Source organism: Dyella sp. S184 (assembly GCF_009766065.1).
In the GTDB taxonomy this organism is placed as follows: domain Bacteria; phylum Pseudomonadota; class Gammaproteobacteria; order Xanthomonadales; family Rhodanobacteraceae; genus Rhodanobacter.
In genome coordinates this window covers 297,695-320,974 of record NZ_LMUE01000003.1, presented here as the reverse complement: position 1 = coordinate 320,974, position 23,280 = coordinate 297,695, and the positions used below count along the sequence as shown (strand labels likewise).

21 protein-coding genes and 1 pseudogene are annotated in these 23,280 nt (G+C 63.5%); 9 read left to right on the top strand and 13 right to left on the bottom strand.

The genetic code is table 11. The features are described from left to right. Positions 1-25 precede the first annotated feature (25 nt). Positions 26-943, top strand: a complete 918-nt coding sequence (locus GSQ75_RS08990; protein WP_158754217.1) for a DUF1684 domain-containing protein — start codon at positions 26-28, stop codon at positions 941-943. Between the two features lie 53 nt (positions 944-996). Here GSQ75_RS08990 and GSQ75_RS08985 read toward each other — a convergent pair whose 3' ends face one another. Then, positions 997-1,779 (bottom strand): enoyl-CoA hydratase-related protein, encoded by a 783-nt coding sequence (locus GSQ75_RS08985; RefSeq protein WP_158754216.1) that lies wholly within the window; start codon positions 1,777-1,779, stop codon positions 997-999. Positions 1,780-1,946: 167 nt separating this feature from the next. On the opposite strand from GSQ75_RS08985, the gene GSQ75_RS08980 reads away from it, so the two are divergent. The 3 genes and pseudogenes from GSQ75_RS08980 (at position 1,947) to GSQ75_RS08965 (ending at position 4,338) form a co-directional block, all read left to right on the top strand. After that, positions 1,947-2,657 (top strand): FKBP-type peptidyl-prolyl cis-trans isomerase, encoded by a 711-nt coding sequence (locus tag GSQ75_RS08980; RefSeq protein ID WP_174236706.1) that lies wholly within the window; start codon positions 1,947-1,949, stop codon positions 2,655-2,657. 42 nt (positions 2,658-2,699) lie between these two features. Next, positions 2,700-3,484, top strand: a pseudogene (locus GSQ75_RS08970) (DUF1289 domain-containing protein). Next, complete coding sequence (locus GSQ75_RS08965) at positions 3,481-4,338, top strand: sulfurtransferase (protein WP_158754212.1); 858 nt, start codon at positions 3,481-3,483, stop codon at positions 4,336-4,338. Before GSQ75_RS08970 ends, GSQ75_RS08965 begins: the two are co-directional and overlap by 4 nt. 58 nt (positions 4,339-4,396) lie before the next feature. On the opposite strand, the gene GSQ75_RS08960 is transcribed toward GSQ75_RS08965, so the two are convergent. From GSQ75_RS08960 to uvrA, 4 genes are all read right to left on the bottom strand, one after another. Next, on the bottom strand, positions 4,397-5,152 hold the full coding sequence (locus GSQ75_RS08960; RefSeq protein WP_158754211.1) for an enoyl-CoA hydratase/isomerase family protein: 756 nt from the start codon (positions 5,150-5,152) through the stop codon (positions 4,397-4,399). A gap of 21 nt (positions 5,153-5,173) precedes the next feature. Further along, positions 5,174-6,649 carry a DUF4139 domain-containing protein gene (locus GSQ75_RS08955; RefSeq protein WP_158754210.1) on the bottom strand — a complete coding sequence of 492 codons (1,476 nt, stop codon included), beginning with the start codon at positions 6,647-6,649 and terminating at the stop codon, positions 5,174-5,176. Between the two features lie 106 nt (positions 6,650-6,755). Beyond that, a complete protein-coding gene (locus GSQ75_RS08950; protein WP_158754209.1) occupies positions 6,756-7,253 on the bottom strand; it encodes a thioesterase family protein in 498 nt (165 codons plus the stop codon). Next, the gene (gene uvrA / locus GSQ75_RS08945) at positions 7,250-10,195 is read right to left on the bottom strand and encodes an excinuclease ABC subunit UvrA (protein WP_158754208.1); all 2,946 of its coding nucleotides are present in this window, start codon (positions 10,193-10,195) and stop codon (positions 7,250-7,252) included. Before uvrA ends, GSQ75_RS08950 begins: the two co-directional genes overlap by 4 nt. 170 nt (positions 10,196-10,365) lie before the next feature. On the opposite strand from uvrA, the gene GSQ75_RS08940 reads away from it, so the two are divergent. The 4 genes from GSQ75_RS08940 (at position 10,366) to cgtA (ending at position 12,832) form a co-directional block, all read left to right on the top strand. Next, a complete protein-coding gene (locus tag GSQ75_RS08940; protein ID WP_158754207.1) occupies positions 10,366-10,878 on the top strand; it encodes a DUF2059 domain-containing protein in 513 nt (170 codons plus the stop codon). A gap of 172 nt (positions 10,879-11,050) precedes the next feature. Then, on the top strand, positions 11,051-11,365 hold the full coding sequence (gene rplU / locus GSQ75_RS08935) for a 50S ribosomal protein L21 (protein WP_158754206.1): 315 nt from the start codon (positions 11,051-11,053) through the stop codon (positions 11,363-11,365). A 19-nt stretch (positions 11,366-11,384) separates the two neighbouring features. After that, positions 11,385-11,642 (top strand): 50S ribosomal protein L27, encoded by a 258-nt coding sequence (rpmA, locus tag GSQ75_RS08930; protein WP_077516482.1) that lies wholly within the window; start codon positions 11,385-11,387, stop codon positions 11,640-11,642. Positions 11,643-11,752: 110 nt separating this feature from the next. Next, complete coding sequence (gene cgtA, locus GSQ75_RS08925; RefSeq protein WP_158754205.1) at positions 11,753-12,832, top strand: Obg family GTPase CgtA; 1,080 nt, start codon at positions 11,753-11,755, stop codon at positions 12,830-12,832. 52 nt (positions 12,833-12,884) lie between these two features. Here the strand turns inward: cgtA and GSQ75_RS08920 are convergent, their stop codons facing one another. From GSQ75_RS08920 to GSQ75_RS08900, 5 genes are all read right to left on the bottom strand, one after another. Continuing rightward, complete coding sequence (locus GSQ75_RS08920; RefSeq protein WP_158754204.1) at positions 12,885-14,393, bottom strand: J domain-containing protein; 1,509 nt, start codon at positions 14,391-14,393, stop codon at positions 12,885-12,887. Beyond that, a complete protein-coding gene (locus GSQ75_RS08915) occupies positions 14,390-16,081 on the bottom strand; it encodes a molecular chaperone HscC (protein ID WP_158754203.1) in 1,692 nt (563 codons plus the stop codon). The genes GSQ75_RS08920 and GSQ75_RS08915 overlap by 4 nt, the downstream gene beginning before the upstream one ends. 37 nt (positions 16,082-16,118) lie before the next feature. After that, positions 16,119-17,726 (bottom strand): carboxyl transferase domain-containing protein, encoded by a 1,608-nt coding sequence (locus GSQ75_RS08910; RefSeq protein WP_158754202.1) that lies wholly within the window; start codon positions 17,724-17,726, stop codon positions 16,119-16,121. A gap of 179 nt (positions 17,727-17,905) precedes the next feature. Further along, a complete protein-coding gene (locus GSQ75_RS08905; RefSeq protein ID WP_158754201.1) occupies positions 17,906-18,292 on the bottom strand; it encodes a hypothetical protein in 387 nt (128 codons plus the stop codon). Positions 18,293-18,451: 159 nt separating this feature from the next. Then, on the bottom strand, positions 18,452-19,636 hold the full coding sequence (locus GSQ75_RS08900) for an acetyl-CoA C-acyltransferase (protein ID WP_158754200.1): 1,185 nt from the start codon (positions 19,634-19,636) through the stop codon (positions 18,452-18,454). A 172-nt stretch (positions 19,637-19,808) separates the two neighbouring features. On the opposite strand from GSQ75_RS08900, the gene GSQ75_RS08895 reads away from it, so the two are divergent. Beyond that, on the top strand, positions 19,809-20,177 hold the full coding sequence (locus GSQ75_RS08895) for a hypothetical protein (protein ID WP_254058513.1): 369 nt from the start codon (positions 19,809-19,811) through the stop codon (positions 20,175-20,177). A 127-nt stretch (positions 20,178-20,304) separates the two neighbouring features. Here the strand turns inward: GSQ75_RS08895 and agaR are convergent, their stop codons facing one another. Genes agaR through GSQ75_RS08880 form a run of 3 tightly spaced genes read right to left on the bottom strand, consistent with a single transcriptional unit; the run spans position 20,305 to position 23,278 of the window. Then, positions 20,305-21,102, bottom strand: coding sequence for a transcriptional repressor AgaR (gene agaR, locus GSQ75_RS08890; RefSeq protein ID WP_158754199.1), 798 nt, complete (start codon positions 21,100-21,102; stop codon positions 20,305-20,307). Continuing rightward, positions 21,062-22,339, bottom strand: coding sequence for an amidohydrolase family protein (locus GSQ75_RS08885; RefSeq protein ID WP_158754198.1), 1,278 nt, complete (start codon positions 22,337-22,339; stop codon positions 21,062-21,064). Before GSQ75_RS08885 ends, agaR begins: the two co-directional genes overlap by 41 nt. Before the next feature lie 21 nt (positions 22,340-22,360). Further along, positions 22,361-23,278, bottom strand: a complete 918-nt coding sequence (locus GSQ75_RS08880) for a fructose-bisphosphate aldolase (RefSeq protein ID WP_158754197.1) — start codon at positions 23,276-23,278, stop codon at positions 22,361-22,363. Between the last annotated feature and the right edge of the window lie 2 nt (positions 23,279-23,280).

Sequence of the window (23,280 nt, the reverse complement as noted above, 5' to 3'; positions counted from 1 at the left end):
TCCTGCCTCGCGCGGATCGCTGCCCATGTTGCGTCATGCCATTGTTGCCCTTGCCCTGTTTTCCGGAGTTGTAGCCGTGCACGCCGATACACCTACGCCAGCCCCCACGGCATCTTACGAACAGCAGATCCACCAATGGCGCAATGGCCGAGTGCAACGGCTCACCGCGCCGGATGGCTGGCTGACCCTGATCGGCCTGGAATGGCTGAAAGAGGGCGACAACCGGATCGGCAGCGCGGCCGACAACGACATCGTGCTGAAGGCGGGGCCGGCACATCTCGGCACGGTGACGTTGGCGAAGGGTGGTTCCTTGCATATCGTGCTGGCCAAGGGCAGTACGGCCACGATCGACGGCAAAGCAGTGACCGAAGCGACGCTGATCGACGATGGGCACGTCACCGGTGAGGCGTCGCCAACCCTGGTGAGTTTCGGCGCGGCGAACTTCTACGTGATTGATCGCGATGGCCGCAAGGCACTGCGCGTGAAGGACAGCGATGCGGTCACGCGGAAAAATTTTCTCGGCATCGACTATTTTCCGATCGATCCCTCCTGGCACATCGTGGCGACCTGGGTGCCGTTCGACCCACCGCACAAGCTGGAGATCGGGTCGGTGATCGGCACGATCGACAAGGTTGACGTACCGGGGAAGGCAGTGTTCCAGCACGACGGCCACACCTACGAGCTGCTGCCGTATCAGGAAGAGCCAGGTGGCGATCTGTTCTTCGTGATCGCCGATCGCACTTCCGGCAAGGAGACCTACGGTGCTGCGCGCTTCCTTTACGCGGCGTTGCCGAAGGACGGCAAGGTGATCCTTGATTTCAACGAGGCCTACAACCCGCCATGCGCGTTCACGCCGTTCGCCACCTGTCCGTTGGCGCCGCCGGAGAACCGGCTCGACTTGCGTATCACAGCGGGCGAGAAGAAGTATCGCGGGGAACACTGATCGCTGCAGGATGCGGTGATCAGGTCAGATATGCAGAGCTGGCTCAGGCAGGTTCAGCGTCCCTTGAACTCTGCCTTGCGCTTTTCCAGAAACGCCGTGGTGCCTTCGCGCATGTCCTCGGTGGAGAAGGCCAGCGCAAAGCCTTGGGTCTCGAACTCCAAGCCCTGATCGATGCCGGTTTCGCCACCTTGCAGCACGGCATCGAGGATGCCGGCAGCGGCCAGCGGTGCGGCGGCCGCAAGCTGGCCGGCCAGGGTGTTCACCGCCTCGTCCAGTGCCTCGGGCGCGACCACGCGGGTGACGACACCCAATTCGTAAGCACGTTGTGCATTGATCACGGCGCCGGTGAGGCACAGCTCCAGCGCTGCACCGCGACCGGCCAGGCGCAGCAGGCGCTGGGTACCGCCGAAACCGGGAATCAGACCGAGATTGATCTCGGGCTGGCCGAACTTGGCCTTTTCGCTGGCCACGCGCAGGTGGCAGGCCATCGCCAGCTCCATGCCGCCGCCGAGGGCAAAGCCCTGGATGCGCGCGATCACCGGTTTGCCGAGGCGCTCGATCGAGCTCATCAGGCGCTGGCCGGTACGTGAGAAACCCTGCGCCTGTACCGGCGTGTAGCCATTCATTTCGGCAATGTCGGCACCGGCGACGAACGCCTTCTCACCGGCACCGGCCAGTACCACCACCCGTACGGCATCGTCCTGCGCGGCCTGCGCAAAGGCGAGGGTCAGTTCATTGAGTGTGTCGCGGTTCAGCGCGTTGAGCTTGTCCGGACGGTTGACCGTAATGGTGCGCACCGCGCCGCGGTTGCTGGTTTCCAGGTTGCGATAGGCCATGAACGGCTCCCGATGGATGCAAGGACGCGATGGTAGCAGCGGGAACCTTTGCCGCTGGCGGGTTTCTCAAGCCCGGAGCAGCTACCGCTGCACGAATCCGGCGAACCGCTTAGGATGGACCGTCTGGATCGACAGTCGCGATAGAGAAAGGCTCGATGGAGATAGGCATGACACATCTGCGTTGCGTGCTACTCGGCATGTTGCTGCTGGGCGGCGTCGTGCACGCGCAGAATCGCGCGCTGGCTGCCGATGCGCCGGTGAAGCTGGACAAAGCCAAGCTGTCGTATGCCATCGGTTACCAGATCGGCAGCCAGTTTGCCGATGGCCGGCCGGATGTGGATGTTTCCGTGCTGTTGCGGGCGATCCAGGATGCCTATGCCAAGCGGAACCCCACGGTGTCGATGCAGGAAATGCGTCAGCAGCTGCACAGCCTCGAACGGCAGATGCATGCCGATGCGCTGGCTGAATTCAAGCGGATCGCCACCGCCAATGCACGCAAGAGCGCCGACTTCATGGCGCACAACGGACAACAGCCGGGCGTGGTGCAACTACCCTCGGGCATCCAGTACGCGGTGCTGAGCAAGGGCAAGGGCACGGCCAGTCCGAGCGTGACCAGCACGGTCACGGTGAATTATCGCGGCATGCTGGTCGACGGCACCGAGTTTGACAGCACCTGGGCGCATGGTGCGCCGGTGAGCTTCGCGGTCAACGGGGTCATCCGTGGCTGGCAGGACGTGATTCCGCGCATGCATGTGGGTGATCGCTGGAAGGTGGTGATTCCGCCGCAGCTTGCCTATGGCGAGGAAGGCGCATTGCCGCGGATCGGGCCGAACGAGGCGCTGGTATTCGAGATCCAGCTGCTCGAGATCAAGCCCTGATTCGGCCAGGCCCTGAATCCTGCGGTGGTAACATGGCAGGGCATGCCGAACGATCCGAGCCCTGCCGAAAGCCCTCCACTCACTCCCTGCATCGGCATCTGCCGGCTGGATGAGCGTGGCTATTGCGTGGGCTGCTGGCGCACAGGCGAGGAAATCGGTCGCTGGCGCGTGATGAGCGATGCCGAGCGGCACTATGTCATGCAGGTGGTCCTGCCCGCCCGCGAATTGTCATGATGGAGGCGCTCATCAAGGCGCTCCATCCGTTATCGGCGCCACCGACGGCGCCGGGCTGGAACCATGCCGACATGGCCGAACTGCTCGGCAACACGCAGCGCCAGCCGGCCGCCGTGCTGGTTGGCTTGCGCGAAGGTGTACAGCCCAGGCTGGTACTCACTGTGCGGACCGATCACCTGCAGTCGCACGCCGGCCAGGTAGCGTTTCCCGGTGGGCGCAGCGACCCCGCCGATGGTGGTGATGCACTGACCACGGCGTTGCGCGAGAGCGAGGAGGAAATCGGCCTCGATCGTACGCTGGTGACGCCGCTGGGTTACCTGGATTGTTTCGAGACGATCAGCGGCTATTGCATCACACCGGTGGTGGCTCGGATTGCCGTCGAGGCACAGCTATATCCGGCGCCGGGTGAAGTGGCCGAGGTGTTTGAGGTGCCGCTGGCGTTCTTCCTGGAGCCGGCCAACCTGCGTCGCTATACGATGGAATTTCGCGGCCACCATCGACCGATGGTCGAGTTTATCCACGGTGGCCACCGCATCTGGGGCGCCACCGCCGCGATGCTGTTCAACCTGTTGCAGAGGATGGGACGGACATGAGCCTGAAAACCACCTTGATCGACGCGGTGGAACTCGCTGCGTTGCCGCCGGATGATGTACTGATCGTCGATTGCCGCTTCGACCTGGCCGATCCCGGCAAGGGTGCGCGCGAGTATCTGGACGGCCATATCCCCGGCGCGTTGTACGCCAGCCTCGACCGCGACCTGTCTGATCTATCGCGTCAGGCCGAAGGTATGGGACGGCATCCGCTGCCGCTGGAGCCGGCGTTCAACGCGTTGCTGTCGCGTTGGGGCTGGCGGCTGGGCATGCAGGTGGTGAGCTATGACGCGGGCAGTGGCGCGCTGGCCGCTGCACGGCTGTGGTGGTTGCTGCGGCTGGTGGGTGTACAGCAAGTGGCGGTGCTGGATGGTGGCTATGCCGCGTGGCTGGCAGCAGGCTTGCCAGTCGAGTCCGGCGAGCCAGCCATGCGGCCAGCCAGCGAGGTGGCCCTGCATTACGACACGAATCAGGTACTGCTGGATCATGTCGCATTGCTGCATGGCGCAGCAGGCCAGTTGCTGGATGCGCGTGCGACGCCACGCTATCGCGGTGATATCGAGCCGCTGGATCGGGTCGCTGGCCATGTACCCGGGGCATTGAACCGGCCGTTCACCGATAATCTGAGTAGCGATGGCCGCTTCAAGGCGGCCACGCAACTGCACGACGAGTTCGTCACGGTGCTGGGTTCGACTGCACCATCGCAGGTGGTGCACATGTGCGGTTCCGGCGTCACCGCCTGCCACAACCTGCTGGCGATGGAGCATGCTGGGCTGCATGGTTCGCGGCTATACGCGCCGTCGTGGAGTGGCTGGGTCAGCGACCCGGTGCGGCCGGTGGCCAGAGGCGGGGAGTGAGTGTGGAGGATTGAGAAAAGAGTGGCAGAGCCACCTCTCATTTCTCACTTCTCTCCACTCACTTCTTTTCCTTGAGCCGCGCCACCAACTGTTGCAGCACAGCCTGCGTCTGCGGGTGGAAGAACGCCTCGACGAAATCGTCCAGCGGTAATACGTCCGGATTGGCGTAGGCGGCGGCGAGATCGGCACGCGCCAGGGTGCGGGTGGCGAGCATCGCATGCGATGGCAGTGCGAGCAGTTCACCCAGCCAGCGCAGGGCGCGCGTGGTGACTTGGTCGACACCGGTGAGTTCATCGACGAAGCCACAGGCGAGTGCCTCGGCCGCTTCGATCATCGAGCCGGCAACCAGCAGTCGTTCGGCGCGATAGGTACCCACCACCCGGCGCAGCGCCAGCTGGATGGCTTCGGGCACGATCAGGCCTACCTGCACCTCGTTCAGGCCGATCCGGTACGGGCCTTCGGCCATCACCCGGTAATCGCAGAACAGTGCCAGCACCGCACCACCGGCCGGGCTGTGGCCGGTGATCGCCGCCACCAGCGGAATCGGCGCACGCGCCAGGGTGGCGCACAGCGCGAAGAACTCGCGCCAGTATTCGCGCACGCCGTCGCGATCGCGGCCGAGCAGGGCCGGCACATCGACGCCGGCAGAGAACAGACCCTGCGCACCGGACAGCACAATACCGTGCATGCCGTCGCGCACGCTGTCATCAATGGCGGAGCGTAGTGCGCGCACCAGCTCCAGATTCAGCGCATTGACCGGCGGCCGGGCCAGCTGGATTTCGCGGATGTTGTCGTGGGTGGTCAGGTTGAGCATGGGGTACTCCGGCTCGGTGATTTACGGTTGGGGAGTTTCGTTGGCGGTCCAGCTGTAACGCAGCGCATAGTTCAGCGTGGCTTTGCCGTTGGCTGGCACCTCGACGCGGAACTCCAGCGTGTCCGGTGTCTGCTGGCTGGCCTTGTTGCTGGACGATACCAGCACCCACTGCCGCCAGCGGCTGGGATGCTCGCGCACGGTCACCGTGCGCGCGCTGTCACTGGCGTTGCTGAGGATGATGCGGAACGCCTCATCCAGCGTGCGGCCAGCCTGGTCCGTGCTGAAGGCGGTGCGCGTGCGCTCCGCGCGCAAGTCGAAGGCCGTACCCAGCGTGATGGTGGCGTCGCTGCCTTTCGGGGTGTCGTTGATACGGCCCTCGCCAATGAATTGCGGCGTGCCGTTCTTGTCAGCAGTCAGTACGCGCAGATAACCGGCCGGCAGGCTGTCGAATGCCTGCAGTTTCAGGGTGCTGACGATGGCACTCCCACCTTCCTGGTTGAAATCCCGGCTGAGGATCGGTTGCTGCGGCTGGAAGCTGTTGCCGTTCTCGTACAACGCGGTGCGTTCGCAGTCCAGTGTGCGGGTGGCGTACAGCGGCACCTGGCTGACGCTGCCGTCGGGCAGGTCGACCAAGGCGGGCAGGGCGTAGCTGCGGTAGTCGCCGATGCTGTCCTGTTGCGGCATGTCGGCATTCCCGGCCTTGGCACTGAAACTGCGCGCCGTCGCCATCATCGGACGTGGTGCCGACGCCTTCGCCATGTTCGGCTCGCCGGCGATCAGGGTGAGTTGCGTATCGTGCCAGTCGCGGCCGCTGCGGTTGGCGATGCTGGCGCGTGATTCGAACTGTATGTGGCAGCCTGTACCCGGCTGCAGCGTTGCCACATAGGCCGCGCGCCAGCCAAGGCCGGAGGTGGGGTAGCTGAGTACGGCGCTGGTGTGGCCGGCGTGGACAGCATCCACGCGCAGACTCAGGCTGGAGCCGGTCGGGAAATCACCGCCAGTGGTATGCACGGCAGCAAAGTTGCGCACCAGCGTGGTGTTGCCGTCGCGGCCGCGTACCAGCAGGCCATCGCCGGCACGCAGCAAGGTGCCGCTGGCCAGCGGCTGGCCGCTGTCGCCGAGTACATCCACCGTGTGGCCAACCAGTCCGGTCAACGCCGCATTCTGTCCCTGCGCCAGCAGCAAGCGCTGCGAAATGATCTTGGCATCTCCGTTGGGGAAGCCCAGCGCGAGTGCTTCGGGATCGAGAAAGATCGGGAGATCGCCCAGCACCACATCGTGGATGCCAGCAGCGAGGTCCAGCGCCCGCTGCTCGCGCACCACCGCGTAACCATCGTCGACATTGCCATCCCCATTGCTGGCGTACAACGCGGCATTGTCGCTGCGGTAGAGGGTGAGTTCGGTACCGCCGGCCGCATAGGCCGGCGGTACGCCAGCGAGGCTGACAACACAAGCGGCGATGGCGAAGGCCAGGGCGGTGCGAGAGGGTGCGGTCATCGGGCGAACTCCATCGTAAAGAGCTGTTGATCATCATAGCGACGGCGCATGAATGCCGTGCGTCGATTCCATCACTTCGTCCCGATGGGTCCGGTGCCGCGACCGTTCAGTCGCCCTCGTGGCCGGCGGCTGCTGCACGGATCGCCGCAGGCAGCGGTACCGGTTTGCCAGTGGCCGGGTTCATCCACACGATCACCACATGGCCATCGCAGTACAGGCGGCTGCTGTCATCGGCATCGACGATGCGATGGGCAAGCGTCATCGAGCTGTTGCCCAGCCGCCCACAGCGCAGCTCGACGCGCAAAGCAGCCGGCCACGCGATCGGCTGGCGATAGTTGAGCGTGCTGGCGGCCAGCACGGGCATCGAGGTTTCGCTGAACCAGTCGCGTACATGCTGCAGCCATTGCAGTCGCGACTCTTCCAGGTAGGTGAGGTAGTCGGCATTGTTGACGTGGTTGAACGCGTCGAGGTCACGCCAGCGCACGTTGATCGAAGCGACGAACAGCGGGGTATCGCTGTCGGCTTTCAGTGCGGTCTCGGCGGCCTCGATCGTTACCGGGGCATCAGCAGGCTTGGCTTGAGTGGTGGACTTGCGTGGACTCATGATTTTTTCTTCTTTCCGCGCATCGGCTTGTACTTGTCGGCAGAGGCGATGTGCTTGGTTGCGGCCTTGACGCGCTTGTCGGCGCCTGCGGCACGGGCTGCCTTGCCCTTGGCGGTGGACTTCAGGTGCGGCGCGAGGAAGTGACCGGTATGCGATTCGGCATGCGCAGCCACGGTTTCCGGCGTACCTGCAACCAGGATGCGGCCACCACCAGCGCCACCTTCCGGGCCGAGGTCGACGATCCAGTCGGCGGTCTTGATCACGTCGAGGTTGTGCTCGATCACCACCACCGTATTGCCCTGGTCGACCAGCTGGTGCAGCACGTCGAGCAGCTGCTCGATGTCATGGAAATGCAGGCCGGTGGTCGGTTCGTCGAGGATGTACAAGGTGCGGCCGGTATCGCGCTTGGACAGCTCCTTGGACAGCTTCACGCGCTGCGCTTCGCCACCGGACAAGGTGGTGGCGCTCTGGCCGAGCTTGATGTAGTCCAGACCTACCGCGCGCAGCGTGTCGAGCTTGCGCGCAATCGTCGGCACGTTCTCGAACAGTTTCAGTGCGTCTTCCACCGTCATGTCGAGCACGTCGGCAATCGTGTGGCCCTTGTAGTGGATCTCCAGCGTCTCGCGGTTGTAGCGCTTGCCATGGCAGACATCGCAGGGCACGTAGACGTCGGGCAGGAAGTGCATCTCCACCTTGATCATGCCGTCGCCTTCGCAAGCCTCGCAGCGGCCGCCGCGCACGTTGAAGCTGAAGCGGCCTTGCGTGTAGCCGCGTGAACGTGCCTCCGGCACCTGCGCATACATTTCGCGCAGTGGAGTGAACAGGCCGGTATAGGTGGCGGGATTGGAACGCGGCGTGCGGCCGATCGGCGACTGGTCGATGTCGACCACCTTGTCGAACAGGTCCATGCCGGTGACCGACTTGTAGGCAGCCGGCTGTGTGCCGGCGCCGTTCAATTCGATGGCGGCGAGGCGGAACAAGGTGTCATTGACCAGGGTCGATTTGCCGGAGCCTGATACGCCGGTGATACAGGTAAACAATCCAGCCGGAATCGCCAGATCGACGTTCTTCAGGTTGTTGCCGTTGGCGCCCTTGAGATGCAGCCACGCATCGGCGTCGACCGGCTCGCGGCGCTTCGCCGGTACCTCGATCGCGCGCTTGCCGGAGAGGAACTGGCCGGTGATCGAACGCGGCGCAGCGAGGATGTCCTTCACCGTGCCCTGCGCGACGATTTCGCCGCCATGCACGCCAGCGCCTGGACCGATATCGAGTACATGGTCGGCCATGCGGATCGCATCCTCGTCGTGCTCGACCACGATCACGGTGTTGCCGAGGTCGCGCAGGCGCGTGAGCGTACCGAGCAGGCGCTCATTGTCGCGCTGGTGCAGCCCGATCGAGGGTTCATCCAGCACGTACATCACGCCGACCAGGCCTGCGCCGATCTGCGAGGCAAGCCGGATGCGCTGCGCCTCGCCGCCGGACAGCGAATCCGCCTGCCGGTCCAGCGTGAGGTAATTCAGGCCGACATCGTTGAGGAAGGTGAGCCGTTCGCGGATCTCCTTGACGATCTTCACCGCGATCTCGCCGCGCCAGCCGGCGAGCTTCAATTTGTCGAAGAACGCCAGCGCATCGTCGATCGAACGGTGGGTAAGTGAAGGCAAGGCGTGATCGGCGACGAACACGTTGCGAGCCGAGCGGTTCAGACGCTGGCCCTCGCAGGCCGGGCAGGGCTGGTCGCTGATGTATTTGGCCAGCTCCTCGCGCACTGCGGAGGACTCGGTTTCCTTGTAGCGGCGTTCCAGGTTCGGCAGGATGCCCTCGAACGCATGCTCGCGGGTGACCTTGCCGCCACGTTCGGTGATGTAGCGGAACGCGATCTTGTCCTTGCCGCTGCCATGCAGCACGGCCTTCTGGACGTCCGCTGGAAGCTTCTGCCACGGCGTATCGACGTCGAAACCGTAATGCGCCGCCAGCGACAAGATCAGCTGGAAATAATGGGCGTTGCGGCGATCCCAGCCACGTACTGCGCCGCCGGACAGTGGCAGCTCCGGATGGCCGACCACGCGCGCGGCATCGAATACCTGGGTCACGCCGAGGCCATCGCAGCTTTGGCAGGCGCCCACCGGTGAGTTGAACGAGAACAGGCGTGGCTCCAGTTCCGGGAGCGAGTAGTCGCAGACCGGGCACGAATAGCGCGACGACAGCAGTTGCTCGGCTGCCTTCGCATCATCCATATCGACCAGGATCACCAACCCGTCGCCCAGCCGCAGCGCGGTCTCGAATGATTCGGCCAGCCGCTGCTTGATGTCATCGCGCGGACGGAAGCGGTCGATCACCACTTCAATGGTGTGCTTCTGGCGCAAGGTCAGTGGCGGCACGGCGTCCAGGTCGTACACCGCACCATCGACGCGTGCCCGCACGAAACCCTGGGCACGCAACTGGTCGAACACCTGCACGTGTTCGCCCTTGCGCTCGCGGATCACCGGGGCCAGCAGCATGAAGCGCTTTTCCGGATCCAGCGCCAGCGTGGCGTCGACCATCTGGCTCACCGTCTGCGCTTCCAGCGGAATGCCGTGGTCGGGGCAGCGTGGCGTACCCACGCGGGCGTACAGCAGGCGCAGGTAGTCGTAGACCTCGGTGATCGTGCCCACGGTGGAACGCGGGTTGTGCGAGGTGGACTTCTGCTCGATCGAGATCGCTGGCGACAGACCTTCGATATGGTCGACGTCCGGTTTCTCCATGATCGACAGGAACTGCCGGGCGTAGGCCGACAAGGATTCGACATAGCGACGCTGGCCTTCGGCGTAGATCGTGTCGAACGCCAGCGAGGACTTGCCTGAGCCGGATAGCCCGGTGATTACGATCAGCCGGTCGCGCGGCAGGTCGAGATCGATGTTCTTGAGGTTGTGCGTGCGTGCGCCGCGGATGCGTATGGTGTCCATGACGCCGGGATATGGGGGGGAACCTTTACTATACCAAGGAGTTTGGATAGTTCATTCACCAAATCGCGCGCGGATCCGGGTCGCGGTTTCCCTGGAGACAGCGGCTATGGCTAAATGCCGGTTTGCCGGCCATCACGGCGGTGCTCCGATGAGCTTGAAGGGAGATCGACATGCGTAAGTGGATCGGGATCGCGGCAGGTGTGATGCTGGCGTTGGGCGCGACAGGGCAGGCGCTGGCCGCACAACCGAGCGAGCAGCAGGTGCGCCAGCTGTTCGAGGTCATGCATATGAGCCAGGTGTTCGGTCAGATGAACGCGCAGATGACCAGCGTGATGGTGCAGGCGGCGCCCTGTGTGCCAGCCTCGTACTGGCAGGGTTTCATTGATGCCAGTGGCACCCAGCAGTTGCTGAGCCGTATGGTGCCGATCTATCAGAGCCATTTCACGGCCGAGGATGTCGCCGGTCTGTTGAAGTTCTACCAGTCGCCATTGGGCCAGAAGGTGATCACGCAGATGCCGCTGGCGATGGCCGAGGGCATGAAGGCCGGTCAACAGTGGGGGCGCGAACGGGGCCAGGCGATGATCAAGGATCTGCAGCAGAAGGGTACGCTGGACGCCAATGGGCGCTGCCCGGCCAATTCAACGTCTACCGTGCCCGCGCCGTTGGGGAAGCCTGCCCACTAAGGGTGTGGACAAAGGGGCGGGACACCGATCCCGGGTCCTTCAGGCCAGATTTCGGGGGCTGATGTGGTCAGTATTTGACCGGGGCTTCGGAAGATCGTTATAATCCGCGGTTCGTCAGTCCCTGTTTGGGTCATGGCGATACCCAAGAGAATAACGACAGAAGGGCATTCAGATGAGTTACGCAGTCATCAAGACCGGTGGCAAGCAGTACCGCGTTATGCAGGGCGATGTCCTGCGCGTGGAGCTGTTGACCGCCGAAGAAGGCGCCACCGTGAGCTTCGACCAGGTGTTGCTGGTTGGTTCCGGTGAGTCGGTCACCGTCGGTGCACCGATCGTGGAAGGCGCCACCGTCAGCGCTACCGTTCGCAAGCACGGCCGTGCCGACAAGATCCGCATCATCAAATTCCGCCGACGCAAGCATTACAAGCGTCAGCAGGGTCACCGTCAGCATTTCACCGAAATCGAGATCACGGGCATCAACGCCTGAGCAACTGGAGCACTAAGTCATGGCACATAAAAAAGGCGTAGGTTCCAGCCGCAACGGTCGCGATTCGAACCCGAAATACCTTGGCGTGAAGATCTACGGTGGCCAGGCCATCGAAGCCGGCAACATCATCATCCGTCAGCGCGGAACCCAGTTCCATCCGGGTACCGGCGTGGGCTTGGGTCGTGACCACACGTTGTTTGCGCTGGTCGACGGTACCGTCAAGTTTGCAGTTCGCGGCGACAAGAACCGCCGTTTCGTCGACGTCGTGCAGGCGTAAGCCTTTCGCGATGCGATAGCGAAGGCCCCGCTTCGGCGGGGCTTTTCGTTTGTGCAGGAGGCCGTCCGGTTATCCTGTCCCTGATATATGAAGAGTGCGGGACCCCAACCATGAAATTCGTCGACGAAGCCAATATCAAGATCCAGGCTGGCGATGGCGGCAATGGCTGCATCAGCTTCCGCCGCGAGAAGTTCATCCCGTTCGGTGGCCCCGATGGTGGTGATGGTGGCTTTGGTGGCTCGGTATGGCTGGTGGCCGACGAAGGCCTCAATACCCTGGTCGATTTCCGCCATCAGCGCAGCTTCAAGGCGCAGCGCGGACAGAACGGCATGGGCAGCCAGATGTACGGCAAGGGTGGCGAAGACACCGTCGTGCGCGTGCCGGTCGGCACCATGGTCACCAATGTCGACACCGATGAGATGATCGGCGACCTCACCGGCCACGGCCAGCGCATGCTGGTCGCGCAAGGCGGCAAGGGCGGTTTGGGCAACATCCATTTCAAGACCTCGGTGAACCGTGCGCCGCGCAAGGCCACGCCGGGTACGCCCGGTGAGGCGCGCGAGCTGAAGCTCGAGCTGCGCCTGCTGGCCGACGTCGGTCTGCTCGGCTTTCCGAATGCCGGCAAGTCCACTTTCATCCGGGCGGTTTCCGCGGCTACTCCGCGGGTGGCGGATTATCCGTTCACCACCCTGGTTCCGAACCTGGGCGTAGTCAGCCTGGGCACCGATTCGAGCTTCGTGATCGCCGACATTCCGGGCCTGATCGAAGGTGCATCCGACGGTGCCGGGCTGGGCATCCAGTTCCTGCGGCATGTGGCCCGTACCAGCCTGCTGCTGCATCTGGTCGACATCGCGCCGATCGATGGCACCGATGTGGCCGAGCAGGTGCGTGCGATCGAACGGGAACTGGAGAAATTCAACCCCGAGTTGCTGGAACGCCCGCGCTGGCTGGTGCTGAACAAGGCCGACATGCTGGCCGAGGACGAGCGCACGGCAGTGGCGGAGAAGATCATCGCCGAATTGAACTGGACCCAGCCGTGGTTCCTGGTTTCGGCGATAGCCCGTGAGAACACCATGGCGGTTTGCCAGCAGGTGGGTCGCTTCTTCGAGTCACAGCGTGAGGCCAGCGTGGAACGTGTCGAGATGCTGCCCGGCGATGTGCGGCTGCGCGGTGAGCTGCCACAAGGCTGATATTCGTCCCATCGCGCGGCGCACCGGCGACGATGCGGCGCCCACAAGCTCCTCAGGTTGTCGCTCTGGTTCTGAAGTGGTGTCGATACCGCCACATGTCCGCGAGCCAGATACATAGGGTGGCCGACGCCGCGATGGCTAGCAGCGGGATGTGATCGAAAAACTCGAATTGCAGCCTGGACGCAGCATTGGCCAGCACAATCAGCAGGAAGGCCACGCCAGGCAGGCTGGACCCAAGCCTGAGGCTTCGGCGTCCCGCACGCGGCGGGGATCGATGGCGATAGCGCCGCAGGGCCAGCACTAGGGTCGGCAGGGTGACACAGACAGCCGGCACCGGGGCTTTCGCAAGATAGTCCAAGGCGAGGCTGGCTGCGCATAGCACGGGTATAAGCGCGCGGCGCAGCCAGGCGTTTGCCGACGTCGCCGATTCGGGCAAGCCCTGCCAGTGATCCAGCCACATCCATGCGGCGTAGGACAACCACACCGAAAAGACCCCAGCAGCCATGATCGCTGCAATGCCCAGCGAGGCGTACCACTGCGTCGCCGAACCTTGTGACCACGAGGACAATGCGGTTATCGAAGCCATGCCGACCATTACGATCAGGGCCAGAAACGCCGCGCGTACCGAGCCGACGGCGAAGCGTGGCCACGAAAATTGCCCAAGCTGCGCGGCGCGATACCAGAACTCGGCATGTTGTCGGTCGATCCGGGCAGGCAGATCAACGAACTGACCGCCGCATAGCCCCTGGATCAAGCGTGCAATCGTGGCGGTCTGATTACGGCGAATGGCGGGCCACAGCACGCTTTGCCATCGCAGCGGCGCACACAATAAACGAAGACAGGCTTGCACCGGTTTTGTATCGGGTGATCCATTGGTTGGAATGTTCAAGCGCAGGGCGAGCGCGCGATGGTTTTCCGGCAGCACGTACCATAGCGAGAGCTGGCGCTGGCGCAGTTGGGCCAGCGCGATCGGATTCACGCCGGAGAGCACCTGCTGCAGATCGAAAAACTGCAGCAACGCATCCAGGCAGGTGGACGCCATTGGCCGAGGCTCGCGAAACAGCTGCTGTAACAGCAGCCGGCCCGTTTGCTGCTTGATGCGTATGGACCAGAACTCAGGCTGGGTGGAGAGCCAGAAGGACAGCGCGCGCTCATCATTGGTGGCGACCGCGTGATGGATCACCCGGGTTGCTAATTCTTGCGGATTCGCCACAAGCACCGCCTCCGCGCTTGCAGCTGGCGGCGGCGATGGAGTCGATGTACCACTGGCAGGAGTGATTTTCGCAGCCCTTCCGGCTGATCCGGAGCTTTCCACGTTGAGCACAGGATTGGCGGAGGCTACGGAGGAGGTTGATGGCAAGATGTCGCTGGCCGGCTTGGCGGCACGTGCCTGTTGACCATTAGCGTGCGCCAGCACCAGCTGATAGGCGGTGTGCAGTCGCTGAAAGGCCTCCGCATCCTCGTCCGGGCGCGTGCTTCGCAGCAGGCGTGCATAGGCCCGCTTGACCCCGGAAACATCGGTGTCAGACGAAACTCCCAGTAGGATGAAGGCCCAGTTCACAGCTGCGCATCGAGTTGATCGAGCGCTTGGCCGAAGCGGGTCCGGTGTTCTTGGATAACTTGCTCATCTTGGCTGTCCACCGACTGTCGGAATTGCACGATCCATTGCTGCAGAAGTTGTCGCGCCGACAGGTTTTCCTCAAACAAGCGTTCGGCCCGCGCCAGCAGGGCCACGTTTTCCTGTTTACTGCGAGGATGGATCTTCAGTTGTGACAACGCGGCGAGGCGGGCACGGATTTCCTGTTCGCCGAGCGTGCCCGGATTCTGCTCCAGCAGCAGCTCGTAGCGGGTGCCTCCCGGTTGAGGCGTTGCCTCTACTTGGAGTACGCCGTTGATGTCATAGGTGAAGCGCACCACGACCTGATTCGCTGCGATCGGCAGCTTCGGATTGAGTGGAATTTCCAGTTCGCCCAGCAGGATGTTGTTCGCCACCATCGGGTTCTCGCCTTGGTAGACCTTTAGCACCAGCTTGGGCTGAAACTCGATCATTGGCCCATAGGTGCCTTCACGGCTCACTGGTACCACGCTGTTGCGCTGGATGATCGGAGAAAACAGCCCGCCCAAGGTTTGACCTCGCGCATCGCGCTGCGCCACTTGGATACCCAGCGTATAGGGGCAGACGTCGGTCAGGATGACCTCTTCCAGCTTCGCATCGCGATTCTTCAGTCCGGCGGCCACACAGGCGCCGAGTGCAATTGCTTCATCTGGATTCACATGGCGCAGCGGCAACCGCCCGAACATGCGCGCGATGAGTCGTGATATCAGTGGCATGCGACTGGCGCCGCCGACCAGCACGATTTCCTGCAGCTGATCGGGGTGCAGGCGTGCATCCCGCATGGCTCGTTCCAACGGGGTACGCATGCGCTGAAGCAACGGCTCGGCCAGTTGCTGGAACCGTTCCTGGTCAATCGTCCAAGCGAGTTCATGCGAACCGATCTTGCCCTCGATCCGGGCCTCGACCTGCTGGCTCAACTCGCGCTTCATGATCTCCAGCCGCCGCCGCAGCAGCGCAAGCTCGATCGGTGAAAGGTCGCCAGCACGGATTTTCAGATCGGTGAGGCAGGCCGTCTGCAGCAGATCGAGAAAGTCTTCGCCGCCGAGGTAGTTGTCGCCGGCACTAGCATGGACCTCGACGATCCCCTCGAACATTTCCAGTATCGACACGTCGAAGGTTCCACCGCCCAGATCAAACACCAGAAAGCGACTGCCCTCCGGCTTTTCCTGCAGTCCATAGGCGAGCGCGGCCGCCGTGGGTTCATTTATCAGCCGCTCCACCCGGATGCCGGCCAATTCGCCGGCGGCACGTGTTGCATTGCGCTGGGCGTTGGAGAAGTAGGCGGGCACGCTGATCACCGCTTCGTCTACTTTTTCGCCGAGCGCGGATTCCGCATCTGCCAGCAGCGATCGCAGCACCAGCGCGGAGAGTTCCTCTGCCCGAAAGGCGCGATCGCCAAGGTAAGTTTCACGCGGGGTTCCCATCCACCGCTTGAACGACGCCACGCTCAGGTTGGGGTGGCTGACTAGGCGGTCGCGCGCAGCCTCTCCAACGATGATGTGGCCGTTGTCATCGATGCTGACGGCGGAAGGCGTCAGATATTCCCCAAGGGCATTGCGAAAAAGCCGTGGCCCTGACTCGCTGTAACAACCGATCAACGAATGTGTCGTGCCCAGATCAATACCAACAATCACTCCCAATCTCCCTGTCTTCGGTTTGCGTGTTTTCCGCTTACATGCGGAAGACGCCGTAGCGCTGCGGCTCGATCGGTGCATTGAGCGAGGCGGAGATCGCCAGCCCAAGCACGCGGCGGGTATCGACAGGGTCGATGATGCCGTCGTCCCATAGCCGCGCGCTGGCGTAATAGGGGTGGCCCTGGCGTTCGTATTGCTCGCGGATCGGGGCCTTGAAGGCCTCTTCCTCTTCCGTGCTCCACGTCTTGCCGGTGGCTTCGAGGCCGTCACGCTTGACCGTCGCGAGCACCGACGCGGCCTGCTCGCCGCCCATCACGCTGATCCGCGCGTTCGGCCACATCCACAGGAAACGGGCGCCGTAGGCGCGGCCGCACATCGCATAGTTGCCGGCGCCAAAACTGCCGCCGATTACCACGGTGAACTTTGGCACATGCGAGCAGGCCACCGCGGTGACCATCTTCGCGCCATCCTTCGCGATGCCGGCCTGCTCGTATTTCTTGCCGACCATGAATCCGGTGATGTTCTGCAGGAATACCAGCGGCACGTTGCGCTGGTTGCACAGCTCGATGAAATGCGCGCCCTTGAGCGCGCTCTCGGCGAACAAGATGCCGTTGTTCGCGACAATACCCACGGGATAACCGTGGATATGCGCAAAGCCGGTAACCAGGGTTTTGCCGTAGCGTGCCTTGAATTCGTGGAACTCGGAGCCGTCGACGATGCGCGCGATCACCTCGCGGATATCGAATGGACGGCGGGTGTCCTGCGGGATCACCCCATACAGCTCCTCGGCCGGATACTTCGGTTCGAGCGGCGCGCGCAGGGCCAGCGGCATGTCCTTCTTGCGGTTGAGGCTGGCCACGATGTCACGGGCGATCGACAGGGCGTGGGCGTCATTTTCGGCGTAGTGGTCGGCCACGCCCGAGATGGACGTATGCACGTCGGCACCGCCCAAGGTCTCGGCATCCACCACTTCGCCGGTGGCTGCCTTTACCAGCGGCGGCCCACCCAGGAAGATCGTGCCCTGTTCGCGCACGATGATGGTCTCATCGCTCATCGCCGGCACGTAGGCGCCGCCGGCGGTGCACGATCCCATCACCACGGCTATCTGCGGGATGTTCTGCGACGACATGCGCGCCTGGTTGTAGAAGATCCGGCCGAAGTGCTCCTTGTCCGGGAATACCTCGTCCTGCAGCGGCAGAAAGGCGCCGCCGGAATCGACCAGATAGACGCAGGGCAGGCGGTTCTCCAGCGCCACTTCCTGCGCGCGCAGATGCTTCTTCACCGTCATCGGGAAGTAGGTGCCGCCCTTGACGGTGGCGTCATTCGCCACGACCACCACCTCGATGCCATTGACCCGGCCGATGCCGGTGATGATGCCGGCGGCGGGCGCCGCATCGTCATACATGCCATGAGCGGCCAGTGGCGACAGCTCCAGGAACGGCGAACCGGGATCGAGCAGGGCGCGGATGCGTTCGCGCGGCAGCAGCTTGCCACGGGCCGTGTGCTTGTCGCGCGCTTTGGCACCGCCACCTTCGGCACTGCGGATCAATTCGCGATGCAGGTCATCCGCTACGTTGCGCAACTGTGCACTGCTGGCCTGGAATTCGGGTGAGCGAGGATCGATCTGTGAAACGATAATGCTCATAAGTGCTGGCTCATAAATGCGGGCTCATGGGGCATGACTACTGCCTGGTCAGGCGGAAGATGATAGCCGCCGTAGTGATACATCTAAACCGTTAAGTGCCGTTCCGGCAGCCATTTGACCGGGCGAAAAAAAACCGGCCGCACAAGGCGGCCGGTTTTTCGGTTGCTGATGAAGGGGAATTAATTCCCCGACGTCGCAGCCTTGGCCTTGGCGGCAGCGGCCGCAGCGTCCTTGGCAGCCTCAGCAGACTTGCTGGCTGCGTCGGCGGCGCTGCTGGCGGCACTCTTCATCGAGTCCATGGCGCTGGCGGGAGCAGTGGAGGCCGGTGCGGCAGCGGTGGAAGCCGGAGCAGCAGCAGTGGAAGCCGGAGCAGCAGCCGTCGAAGCCGGAGCAGCGGCCGGAGCAGCGGCGGTCGCAGATGCAGCAGCCTGCTGTGCCGTATCAGCAGCCTGCTGAGCGGTGTCAGCTGACTTCTGGGCGTCCTGCGCGGAATCCTGCGCGCCGTTGCTGCAAGCCGCCAGCAACGCGACGAGCGCGGAGGCGAGAAGGGTACGCGTAAACTTCATGGTGGATCTCCTATGCCGTGGAATGCCATTTGGCCGTGTATTAATAACGCTTTCGTGGAAATTGCGCCACTTCTTTATAGAGGCGCCGCAGTACCCGTGACAAGCCGGTTTAACCGGCTGTCATGATAAACGCGGGAATGGATGCGCGTCAGGGACGCATCAGTCGATGCATTCCAGCGCAATCGCGGTGGCTTCGCCACCGCCGATGCACAGGCTGGCCACGCCGCGCTTGAGGCCACGGGTCTTCAGGGCATTAAGCAGGGTTACCACCAGCCGGGCCCCACTGGCACCAATCGGGTGACCCAGTGCACAGGCACCGCCATTGACGTTGAGCTTGTCATGACTGATGCCGAGTTCCTTCATCGGCGTCATGGCGACCACGGCGAATGCCTCGTTGATTTCGAACAGGTCAACATCGGCTACCTTCCAGCCCGCCTTGTCCAGCACCTTCTGGATGGCGCCGACCGGTGCGGTGGTGAACCACTCGGGCTCCTGCGAATGCGTGGCATGGGCGACGATGCGCGCCAGCGGTTTCAGGCTGCGCCTGTTCGCGTCATCGGCCGACAGCAGTACCAGGGCGGCGGCACCATCGGAAATGCTGGACGAGCTGGCCGCAGTGATGGTGCCGTTCTCCTTGCGGAAGGCGGCCTTCAGGGTCGGGATCTTGGCGATGTCGGAACGGCCGGGCTGTTCGTCGGTATCCACCTGCACATCGCCCTTGCGGCCGCTCACGGTGACCGGGACGATTTCGCCGGCGAACGCGCCGTTCTGCTGCGCAGCCTGCGCGCGCTTCACCGACTCGATCGCGAACGCATCCTGGTCTTCGCGGGTGAAGTGGTACTTGTCGGCGCACAGCTCGCCGAACACACCCATCGACTTGCCGTCATACGGGTTGGTGAGGCCGTCCCAGGCCATGTGGTCGACCAGTTGGCCATCGCCGTAGCGGATGCCGGTGCGCGCGTTGACCATGTGCGGCGCGTTCGTCATCGACTCCATGCCGCCGGCGACCACCACGGTCGCCGAGCCGGCCTTGATCAGGTCGTGGCCCAGCATGATCGCCTTCATGCCCGAACCGCAGACCTTGTTGATGGTGGTGCAGCCTGCGCTGGCCGGGAGGTCGGCGCCCAGCGAAGCCTGGCGCGCCGGCGCCTGGCCCAGGTTGGCCGGCAGCACGCAGCCCATGATCACTTCGCTGACATCGGCAGGCGCGACGCCGGATTGTTCCAATGCGGCGCGGATGGCCGTGGCGCCGAGCTTTGGCGTGGGCACGCCGGTGAACTGGCCGAGGAAGGAGCCGATGGCCGTGCGCTTGGCACCGACGATGACGACGCTGACATCCGACATGAGTAACTCCGCTTGAAGACAGTAGGGGCGCGAACGCCTGGCATATAACCCCGTAATTATCGCAGGCCGCCACAAACCACGGCAAACGGCGACGACTCTGTGCCGGGTGCGCCTTGCGCGGAGTTTCATTGGATTTTCGTTGTGCCAAGATGCATCAGGGAGGCATCGCAGCATGCCCGGCACGCACGCGATACTGGGCTCGTGGTTGCAGGGGCGGCAACGTCAAGACCGGCATCATGGCCAGCAATCCGACGGTGTCCGGACGGGTGCTGGGGGAATTGACCTATCGACCACCGACAACCTCAGCATCGGCGACGTAGTGGGCCATGGCACCTGGGTGTCGGAGATCGCGACAGGTACGCCGTTCACCCAGTTTGCAGGCGGCATTGCGCCAGGCGCCGATCTGGTGTCGGCGCGCATCATCGATAACAAGGCAGGTGACGACGACGGTTCCCCGTCATCCACAAGGGATTCGGAACCAATCAAAATACCATCGCTGCGATGCCCAGCCTCGCACCGGACCTGGCAAAGAGCTGGCTGACCGTCGTTGCGGTCAACAACAACCCGATCCAGCTGGGGAGTTATTCCAACCAGTGCGGCATCGCGATGAATTACTGTCTAGCGGCAACGCGTCCGGAGCGCGGTTGCTGCATCCGGCAGCATGAGTGTCACACCAGCATCACCTGCACACCTGCGGCACGCAGGGTTTCGACTGTCTCGGCGGGGGCGCTGCTGTCGCTGATCACCATGTGCAGGTTCTGCACCGGGGTGATCACCGACAGGCTGCGCTGGCCCAGCTTGCTGGCATCGAGCACGGCGATGGTCTGGCGCGAGACGCGGATCATCAGCGCGTTCAACGCTGCCTCGAGCGGATCCGGGGTAGTTACGCCCACTTCGGGGTCGAGTCCATCGACGCCGAGGAACAGCCGGTCGGCGGAGAGTTTCGCCAGCGCCTGCTCGGCATCCGGGCCGACCAGCGAATACGAGGTCTGGCGCAGCAGGCCGCCCAGCATCATCACGCGGATCTGCGGCAGCCCGGACAATTCCATCGCGATGTTCAGCGCATTGGTGATCACGGTCAGCGATTCGAACTTCATCTGACGGATCTGCCGGGCGATCTCCACCGTGGTCGAGCCGGAGTCGAGGATGATCGTTTCGCCATCCTGGATCATCTTCGCCGCGGCCTGGCCGATGCGCAGTTTCTGCGCGTGCCAGCGGGTTTCCTTGATATTGAGCGGCGTATCGTTCATCGCCGCCGTGACCGGCAGCGCACCGCCGTGCGAACGGGCGATCGCCGAACTGCGCGCGAGCGCTTCCAGGTCGCCGCGGATCGTGACAGTGGAGGTGTTGAAGCGCGTCGCCAGCTCTTCCACCGTGGCGCGGCCCTGTTGTTCCACCAGTTCGACGATCAGGCGGCGGCGTTCTTCAACCAGCAGTCGGCGCGAAACGATGGGGGCTTGGGTCATAGTCGATATGCAGGAGTCGGGCGGCGTTGTCATGGTATATCTTGCGGAGAATCGTGTCCGATAATCCCAGCCCGTAGATCGACCAGCGTCCCTGCGGCGGCGTCGGCGCTGGCGCGTAGTCGAAGTATTCGTCCTCGGTTTCCAGAAAGCGGTAATAGATCTCGTACAGCTCGTCACCGAACAGCTGTTGCGGCACGTCATCGCCCCAGGGCGACGGCACGGCATCGGTGCCAAACAGGATGCGGTCCTGGTAGCGGTCGAAGAAGCGCTGCGCGATGCGCGGCTGGCGGCCCAGCTCACCGACGCGTGCGCTGATGTCGATCACGGTATTCGGATAGCGATCCAGGCAGGCGGCGACTGCGGCCAGGTTCTCGGCGTTGTTGCCCACGTGCAGTAGCGCGAAGGTGGTCTTCGGGTGGCGCGCAATCATTCGGTCGCGCGCGGCGAGCAGCTCCGCGTTGCTGGGAAACTCCGGGCCGTAGAACGACCAGTCCGGATGGTTGGCCAGTTCCTCGTAGCGCTCGTTGGTTTCGTCGGTCGGCAGGAAGAACGCCTCCGGATCGGACACATGCAGGAACACCGGCATGTCGTGCGCCGCGCAGGCCTCCCACATCGGATCGAAGCGGCGGTCATCCACCGCCACTAGCGGGCCTTCGTCGATACGCTCACGCAGATACAGGCCCAGCGACTTCAGCAGCTTCAGGCCGCGGGCGCCGACCCGCTTGGCGTGTGCGATCGCATCGCCCTGCAGTTGCGCGTAGTTCGGCTCGGGGAAGTATTCGTAAGACGGTTCGGTCAGGGTGAGGAAACGCCCCGGCGCAGCCTGGTCGAAGCTGCGGATGCTTTTTTCCAGGCCGGCACCGATGCCACCGGTGAGGTTCACCAGGGTGCGGATGCCCTTGCGATCCATCACCGGCAACAAGTCCTCGGGCTGGGCGAACAGGGTGACCTCTTCGCCCACCGAGATGCCGTTGCGCACGTTGCTCGACCAGGTCAGGTGCGCGTGCACGTCGATCACCGGAAAGCGCGGCCGTTCGATATGCGTCTTCGGCACATGCAGCATGCTGCGTGGCTTGAAGTCCCTCAATCTCAGATCGTTCTTGCTGACGTCCGGTTGGGTCTGCAGTGGATTCTTGCTGCTCTCGACGCGAACCGTGCCGGCGCCCGTGGGCGGCGCACAGCACAAGCAGCCGGCCGGCATCAGTTGCTGCGGTGACTTGGAGGCGCTGTGACTCATCGAACGGTCTACCTCACCTGCTCAGTGCGGATATTTCGCCATGATGTCATGCACCTGTCGCGTCAGTGCCACCGCCTGATCGAACGGCCGCAACCACATGTTGCGGCCGAACATCACGCCGTTGGCGCCGGACTGCATGTAGAACTCGACCTTGCGCAGTACCGCCGCGTCATCGTCGTTCTTCTCGCCGCCGGAAAACAGCACCATCGTGCGACCGGCCGAGCGCACCACGCGTGCGCAGCGGGCACCGGCATCTTCCTGCAGCTTGTCGTAGGGCGCCGGCACATTGACCACGCTGTCGTTGGGCTCGTGCAGCTTGACTATATCGGCACCCATCTCCAGTGCGACGCGGGCAGCATAATCCTGCGCGTACAGCGTATTCGTGCCGCCCTTGGCGTTGACGGCGCTACCACGCGGATACGCCCACATGACCAGCGGCATGCCGAAGCGTTCGCAATCCTGGCGCACCTTCTCGAACTGGCGGAACTCGTCGTGCTGGCGCGGCGAACCCACATACATGGTGTAGCCGACCGCGTCGGCACCGAGGCGCGCAGCATCTTCGACCGAGGCGAACAGCGGCGAGGTGGCCTCGGCGTCGCTGGTGATATTGGTCTTGCCGTTGAGCTTGAGGATCAGCGGCACCCGACCGCAGTACTCGGTCATGTACTTCTCGGCCAGGCCAATGCCTAGCGCGATGGCAGAAAAGCCCCCGGTCGCGGCGAGCTCAAACTGGTAGCTCGGATCGACGGCCGGTGGGTGGGGAAAGAAATCGGTGGGACCATGCTCCAGTCCCTGATCAAGCGGCAGCACCAGCAAGCTGCCGTTGCGCGGGCCGTGGCCGTACAACAACCGCCACAGGCGCGTGCGCTTGCCATGGGACAGGGCGAGCCGGGAGAGTTGGCTGCCAGTGTTCGAAACCACTTGTAAGTTTTGTTTCATTT

What these genes read in the sequence shown, in the direction of transcription:
- GSQ75_RS08990 (WP_158754217.1), top strand. Translation starts at nt 26, where the DNA reads ATGTTGCGTCATGCCATTGTTGCCCTTGCCCTGTTTTCCGGAGTTGTA.
- GSQ75_RS08985 (WP_158754216.1), bottom strand. Translation starts at nt 1,779, where the DNA reads ATGGCCTATCGCAACCTGGAAACCAGCAACCGCGGCGCGGTGCGCACC.
- GSQ75_RS08980 (WP_174236706.1), top strand. Translation starts at nt 1,947, where the DNA reads ATGACACATCTGCGTTGCGTGCTACTCGGCATGTTGCTGCTGGGCGGC.
- GSQ75_RS08965 (WP_158754212.1), top strand. Translation starts at nt 3,481, where the DNA reads ATGAGCCTGAAAACCACCTTGATCGACGCGGTGGAACTCGCTGCGTTG.
- GSQ75_RS08960 (WP_158754211.1), bottom strand. Translation starts at nt 5,152, where the DNA reads ATGCTCAACCTGACCACCCACGACAACATCCGCGAAATCCAGCTGGCC.
- GSQ75_RS08955 (WP_158754210.1), bottom strand. Translation starts at nt 6,649, where the DNA reads ATGACCGCACCCTCTCGCACCGCCCTGGCCTTCGCCATCGCCGCTTGT.
- GSQ75_RS08950 (WP_158754209.1), bottom strand. Translation starts at nt 7,253, where the DNA reads ATGAGTCCACGCAAGTCCACCACTCAAGCCAAGCCTGCTGATGCCCCG.
- uvrA (WP_158754208.1), bottom strand. Translation starts at nt 10,195, where the DNA reads ATGGACACCATACGCATCCGCGGCGCACGCACGCACAACCTCAAGAAC.
- GSQ75_RS08940 (WP_158754207.1), top strand. Translation starts at nt 10,366, where the DNA reads ATGCGTAAGTGGATCGGGATCGCGGCAGGTGTGATGCTGGCGTTGGGC.
- rplU (WP_158754206.1), top strand. Translation starts at nt 11,051, where the DNA reads ATGAGTTACGCAGTCATCAAGACCGGTGGCAAGCAGTACCGCGTTATG.
- rpmA (WP_077516482.1), top strand. Translation starts at nt 11,385, where the DNA reads ATGGCACATAAAAAAGGCGTAGGTTCCAGCCGCAACGGTCGCGATTCG.
- cgtA (WP_158754205.1), top strand. Translation starts at nt 11,753, where the DNA reads ATGAAATTCGTCGACGAAGCCAATATCAAGATCCAGGCTGGCGATGGC.
- GSQ75_RS08910 (WP_158754202.1), bottom strand. Translation starts at nt 17,726, where the DNA reads ATGAGCATTATCGTTTCACAGATCGATCCTCGCTCACCCGAATTCCAG.
- GSQ75_RS08905 (WP_158754201.1), bottom strand. Translation starts at nt 18,292, where the DNA reads ATGAAGTTTACGCGTACCCTTCTCGCCTCCGCGCTCGTCGCGTTGCTG.
- GSQ75_RS08900 (WP_158754200.1), bottom strand. Translation starts at nt 19,636, where the DNA reads ATGTCGGATGTCAGCGTCGTCATCGTCGGTGCCAAGCGCACGGCCATC.
- GSQ75_RS08895 (WP_254058513.1), top strand. Translation starts at nt 19,809, where the DNA reads ATGCCCGGCACGCACGCGATACTGGGCTCGTGGTTGCAGGGGCGGCAA.
- agaR (WP_158754199.1), bottom strand. Translation starts at nt 21,102, where the DNA reads ATGACCCAAGCCCCCATCGTTTCGCGCCGACTGCTGGTTGAAGAACGC.
- GSQ75_RS08885 (WP_158754198.1), bottom strand. Translation starts at nt 22,339, where the DNA reads ATGAGTCACAGCGCCTCCAAGTCACCGCAGCAACTGATGCCGGCCGGC.
- GSQ75_RS08880 (WP_158754197.1), bottom strand. Translation starts at nt 23,278, where the DNA reads ATGAAACAAAACTTACAAGTGGTTTCGAACACTGGCAGCCAACTCTCC.